Below are 4,458 nucleotides of genomic sequence, written 5' to 3' on the forward strand. Positions count from 1 at the left end.
TCCCCACCACCTCTGCCTTTTACGCCTGTGCGGCACTGACCCGGAATCCCTGATCCTGCCAGTAGTCGGCGAGGCGGGTGACGTCGGCGTCGCGGTCGGCCAGCGCGACGTAGGTGTCGGGGCGCAACAGGTAGAGGGCGTTGCGCTTTAGCCCGGCGCGGTGGCAGGCGTCATCCCAGGTAAACTGGTGCAGCGGCAGGTGATGGGCGGCGCACCAGTGGCGCAGGTCGGGGTGCGCGTCGCCGTAAACATGCACCTGCCACACCATGGCACTCAGGCTGGCGTGGTTATCACTTTCCGCCCGCGCCAGCCACGGCAGCCGGTCACCGCCCCGCACCTCGCCGGCCACGCCTGCGCTCAGCGGGCTGTCGGGGTAGGCCAGATCCAACTGGGACACAGTGCGGAACAGCAAACGGCGTACCGCGCCCAGGCTGTAGGCCATCCCGGCCACCAGCGGGAAAATGTGCGTACGGATAAAATCGGCTTTGTACCCCCCGGCCGTGATGGCTGAAAATACCCGGTCAGTGGTGGCGACCAGCTTCAGCGCAAAGGCGCGGCGCTCGTGCTCATAACTGTCAAGCAGGCGCGCCGGGGCGTCGCCGCGCACGACCGCCGCCAGCTTCCACGCCAGATTCACTGCGTCACCAATGCCGGTATTCATCCCCTGGCCGCCCGCCGGGCTGTGGACGTGGGCGGCGTCACCCAGCAGGAAAACATGCCCGTGGCGGAAATGGTCTACCACCCGGTGATGCACCTTATAGGTGGAAAACCAGTGCACGTTTTCCACCTGCAACCCCAGGTTACGCACTGCCCGGTCGCTGATATCGTCAAACGTCAGCGTCTCCGGCCGCTGGGCGCGTTCATCCCGGACAACGCCGACCAGCCGCATCTGCTGTTCGCCCTTCAGCGAAAAGATCGCGACGAAATCCGCTTCCTCGATATCCACATGCACACCGCCGTGGGTGACCGCGCCGCGCCCTTCAATATCCGCCACATAAAATACCTGCGCATACGTCCCGCCGGGAAAGCCCAGCTGAAGCTGGTGGCGCACCGTTGAACTTGCCCCGTCACACCCGGCCAGCCAGGCGGCACGGCAATGCCCGTCACGGCCATCCGGCAGGCGCAGAGTCACGTCCACGCCGTCCGGCTGCTCCTCAAACGCCAGCAATTCGGTATTGCGCTCCACCGTGACGCCAAGCTCAGCAAGCCGGGATTCCAGCAGGCGCTCGTGCTCGTCCTGCGGGTAGATCAACACAAAGGGGAAGGGGGTGAGACCGGCTGCGGCGCGCTGGAGCGGCACCACGCTCTTTTTCTTGCCGCCCGCCCAGAGGGTCAGCGAGGGGTTAGGGTGCCCGGCGGCGATGGCCGCCATGCTCAGGTCAAGCTGACGGTAGAGTTCCAGCGTGCGCGCCTGCACCGCCAGCGCCCGCGACGTGGTGCCCGCCGCGGCGCGTTTATCAATAATCCGTACGCTGATGCCCTGGCAGGTCAGCCACAGGGCCAGGGCCAGCCCGGTTGGCCCGGCACCGGTAATCAGTACGTCAGTTTTCATACGCTTCTCCCGTGTCCCAGGATCACGCCATAAGCATAGTGCCTATCCCGGCAAGCCGTCGCGGAACATCGCCGCGAGGGTAGTGACTTCTTCGTCAGGGGGCGTGATGTCGTGCCGGATGATCAGGTGCAGCGGGGTGGTGCGGCGTTCGCCGTGGCTGAGCGGCAGGATCTTCAGGCTGCCGTCAGCGAGTTGCGGCGCGATGCGCTCCTCCGGCAACCAGCCATAGCCAACCTGGTAGATCACCGCCTCAATCGCCGCCTCCACCGTGGAGAACGTCCAGAATTCAGCCGTGGCGGAACGCTCATCACGCGCCGCGTCGCGATCCAGAATGCGGATGAGCGGGTAACGCGCCAGATCCTCCCCGCTCAGTGGGGCAGGCAGTTGGTGCAAAGGGTGGTTGGCATGGGCCACCGCCACAAAATCGATGTTCATCAGCCACTGGCCGCGCCCGGCCATATCCTGCCGCCGTGACAGCACCATCAAATCGGCCTGCGACTCCCCGGCATGTTCCGTCTCACTGTTGAGCACTTCCGTCAGGTGCACTTGCGTCAGCGGGTAGCGCTGCTGGAACCCGCGCAGGATCGGGAACAGCCGGGCGCGCGGGAAGATGGTGTCCACCAGCAGGTCGAGCCGCACGCGGCGGCCGGTACGCAGCGTGGCGGCGCGTGCCTCCACATATTCAAACGCGCGCAGCAGCGGCCGCACCTGCGCCAGTAAAATCGCCCCGGCCGGGGTCAGCACCGCCCGCCGGCCTTCCGGCACCAGCAGATCCACCCCCAGCCGTTGCTGCAACAGCGAAATGTTATAGCTGACGGAGGACTGGCTGCGGTTCGCCGCGTCTGCCGCGTTGGCGAAGCTGCCGTGGTCAATCACGCTCTGTAACAGCGCCCACTGTTCCAGCGTCGTCTTATTCATATTCATCATCTTTTTCGATAGGTATCGGCTAAAAATAGCGTTATTCATCGGGCTGATAAAGGTCTACAGTATATTTATCAACCAAGGAGATGACCTATGAGCACATTTGATAAACATGATCTGAGCGGTTTTATCGGCAAACATTTGGTTTACACCTATGACAACGGCTGGAACTACGAGATTTATGTCAAAAATGGCAACACGCTGGATTACCGTATCCACAGTGGGCTGGTCGGCAACCGTTGGGTGAAAGACCAGCATGCTTATATCGTCCGTGTGGCCGGTGATGTGTATAAAATTTCCTGGACGGAGCCTACCGGTACCGACGTCAGTCTGATCGCGAACCTCGGCGACAAGGTTTTCCACGGCACGATTTTCTTCCCGCGCTGGGTGATGAATAATCCGGAGAAAACGGTGTGTTTCCAGAATGAGCATCTGTCTGAGATGGCTGCCTACCGTGAGGCCGGCCCGGCGTACCCCACAGAAGTGATCGACGAGTTTGCCACCATCACCTTTGTGCGTGATTGCGGCGAGAATGACGACACCGTCATCAACTGCCCGGCCAGTGAGCTGCCGGCGGATTTCCCGGCTAACCTGCGGGCTTGATGGTGTGCATCCGGGGCGAATGCGCCATGTTATGAGGCGCATCACAAGGAAAGGATTGTGGTCGCCCCGGACTTTCAGTTAACGTTTTCCCGGACCCTGATTTGTCACCCAAGGACTGGCCATGACCCCCGAGCTTTCCCTCTGTTTTTCCCTGTCGTTAATTGTCGGCACACCCACCATCGTCAGCCGCTCCCCTGAATACGGCAAACGCCAGTTGATCCCGATCCTGTCCGGCACGCTGTCGGGCGCGCTCAGCGGCCACGTGCTGCCGGGCGGCGTAGACAGCCAGGTAATCGACGCCGACGGCCTTTGCCGTCTCTCTGCCCGTTATGCGGTTGAAACGGGTGACGGCGACCGGTTTTACATTGAGAACAACGGGCTGCGCCGCATTCCTGCCGCCTGGCGATCCCGGTTGTTTGATGACGATCTGGCCTTTTTCAGCGAGATCCCACCCGGTGAGATCTACTTCCGCACCACGCCCCAATTTGAAGTGTACAGCCATCGTCTGCGCTGGCTGACGGAGAACCTGTTTATCGCCAGCGGCGTCCGCCGCCCCGGCGGGCTGGATATCCACATCTACCAGGTAAAGTAGTTGTTGCTCTTTGTAGATACAATGTTGATACATAGCTAGCGGAGTGTTAGGGTGTATCGACATTGTAGAGACATGGGTGAGAGCGGATGAGACAAACGATCAAGCGGTGGGGCAACAGCCCGGCGGTACGGATTCCGGCGGAGCTGATGAAAGCGGCGCATTTGCGGCTGGATGACGAGGTGGAGTTAAGCCTCGACAACAAAGGGCGGATTCTGCTTGAGCGGGCGGAGAAGACGCTGACGCTGGCGATGCTGTTGGATCAGGTCACGGCTGAAAACCTGCACCCTGAGTTAATAGCCGGTGAGGATAACGGATGATTGAATACGTACCGGACGCGGGGGACGTGGTATGGCTGCGGACTGCACATGGCCATCAGGTGGTGCTGGTAATCAGTGCGCAGGCGTACAACCGCCGCGTTGGGCGGATGTTATGTTGCCCGGTCACGGTGGATCTCAAAGGTTACCCGTTTGAAGTGCCGCTGGGCGGTGACCCGGCGAGTGCCGCGCTGGCTGATCAGCTCACCAGCCTGGACTGGCGCCCCCGCGACGCCCAACTCCGCGGCCGCGCCGAGTCCCCCGCCCTCAACGCCGTCCGCAAACTCGCCCATGTTTTGATCGGCTAACAACGCCAACCCTATTCCTTCCTTACATACCCAAAGATTTGCAGAAGTAGCAGGGGCGTAAAAATCATTGCCGAGTGAAGCCGCAGGCTGAGAGTACATGCGCGTTCAGTAAAAAGAATCGCCCCCTACTTTTTCCTTACATACTCAAAGATAGGTACTCCGGTGGGG

General features: G+C 61.4%; 6 protein-coding genes. 4 read left to right on the plus strand and 2 right to left on the minus strand.

Annotated elements, in window-relative coordinates:
- Positions 1 to 19: 19 nt before the first annotated feature.
- Together JK232_RS22740 and JK232_RS22745 are read right to left on the minus strand one after the other, a co-directional pair.
- The gene (locus JK232_RS22740) at positions 20 to 1,552 is read right to left on the minus strand and encodes an FAD-dependent monooxygenase (RefSeq protein WP_101828871.1); all 1,533 of its coding nucleotides are present in this window, start codon (positions 1,550 to 1,552) and stop codon (positions 20 to 22) included.
- Positions 1,553 to 1,594: 42 nt separating this feature from the next.
- Positions 1,595 to 2,470: a LysR family transcriptional regulator gene (locus tag JK232_RS22745; RefSeq protein WP_072926933.1), complete on the minus strand. Its 876-nt coding sequence runs from the start codon at positions 2,468 to 2,470 to the stop codon at positions 1,595 to 1,597.
- A 96-nt stretch (positions 2,471 to 2,566) separates the two neighbouring features.
- Here JK232_RS22745 and JK232_RS22750 point away from each other — a divergent pair, with 96 nt between their 5' ends.
- The 4 genes from JK232_RS22750 to JK232_RS22765 all read left to right on the plus strand — a co-directional run bounded on the left by JK232_RS22750 (position 2,567) and on the right by JK232_RS22765 (position 4,290).
- Positions 2,567 to 3,076, plus strand: coding sequence for a phenolic acid decarboxylase (locus JK232_RS22750; protein WP_101836136.1), 510 nt, complete (start codon positions 2,567 to 2,569; stop codon positions 3,074 to 3,076).
- A 121-nt stretch (positions 3,077 to 3,197) separates the two neighbouring features.
- Complete coding sequence (locus JK232_RS22755) at positions 3,198 to 3,668, plus strand: DUF3237 family protein (RefSeq protein ID WP_212589720.1); 471 nt, start codon at positions 3,198 to 3,200, stop codon at positions 3,666 to 3,668.
- 86 nt (positions 3,669 to 3,754) lie between these two features.
- The gene (locus JK232_RS22760; RefSeq protein ID WP_072926797.1) at positions 3,755 to 3,985 is read left to right on the plus strand and encodes an AbrB/MazE/SpoVT family DNA-binding domain-containing protein; all 231 of its coding nucleotides are present in this window, start codon (positions 3,755 to 3,757) and stop codon (positions 3,983 to 3,985) included.
- Positions 3,982 to 4,290 carry a type II toxin-antitoxin system PemK/MazF family toxin gene (locus JK232_RS22765; protein ID WP_212589721.1) on the plus strand — a complete coding sequence of 103 codons (309 nt, stop codon included), beginning with the start codon at positions 3,982 to 3,984 and terminating at the stop codon, positions 4,288 to 4,290. Before JK232_RS22760 ends, JK232_RS22765 begins: the two co-directional genes overlap by 4 nt.
- Positions 4,291 to 4,458 lie beyond the last annotated feature (168 nt).

The organism is Nissabacter archeti (genome assembly GCF_018257325.1).
GTDB classification, from domain to species: domain Bacteria; phylum Pseudomonadota; class Gammaproteobacteria; order Enterobacterales; family Enterobacteriaceae; genus Chimaeribacter; species Chimaeribacter arupi.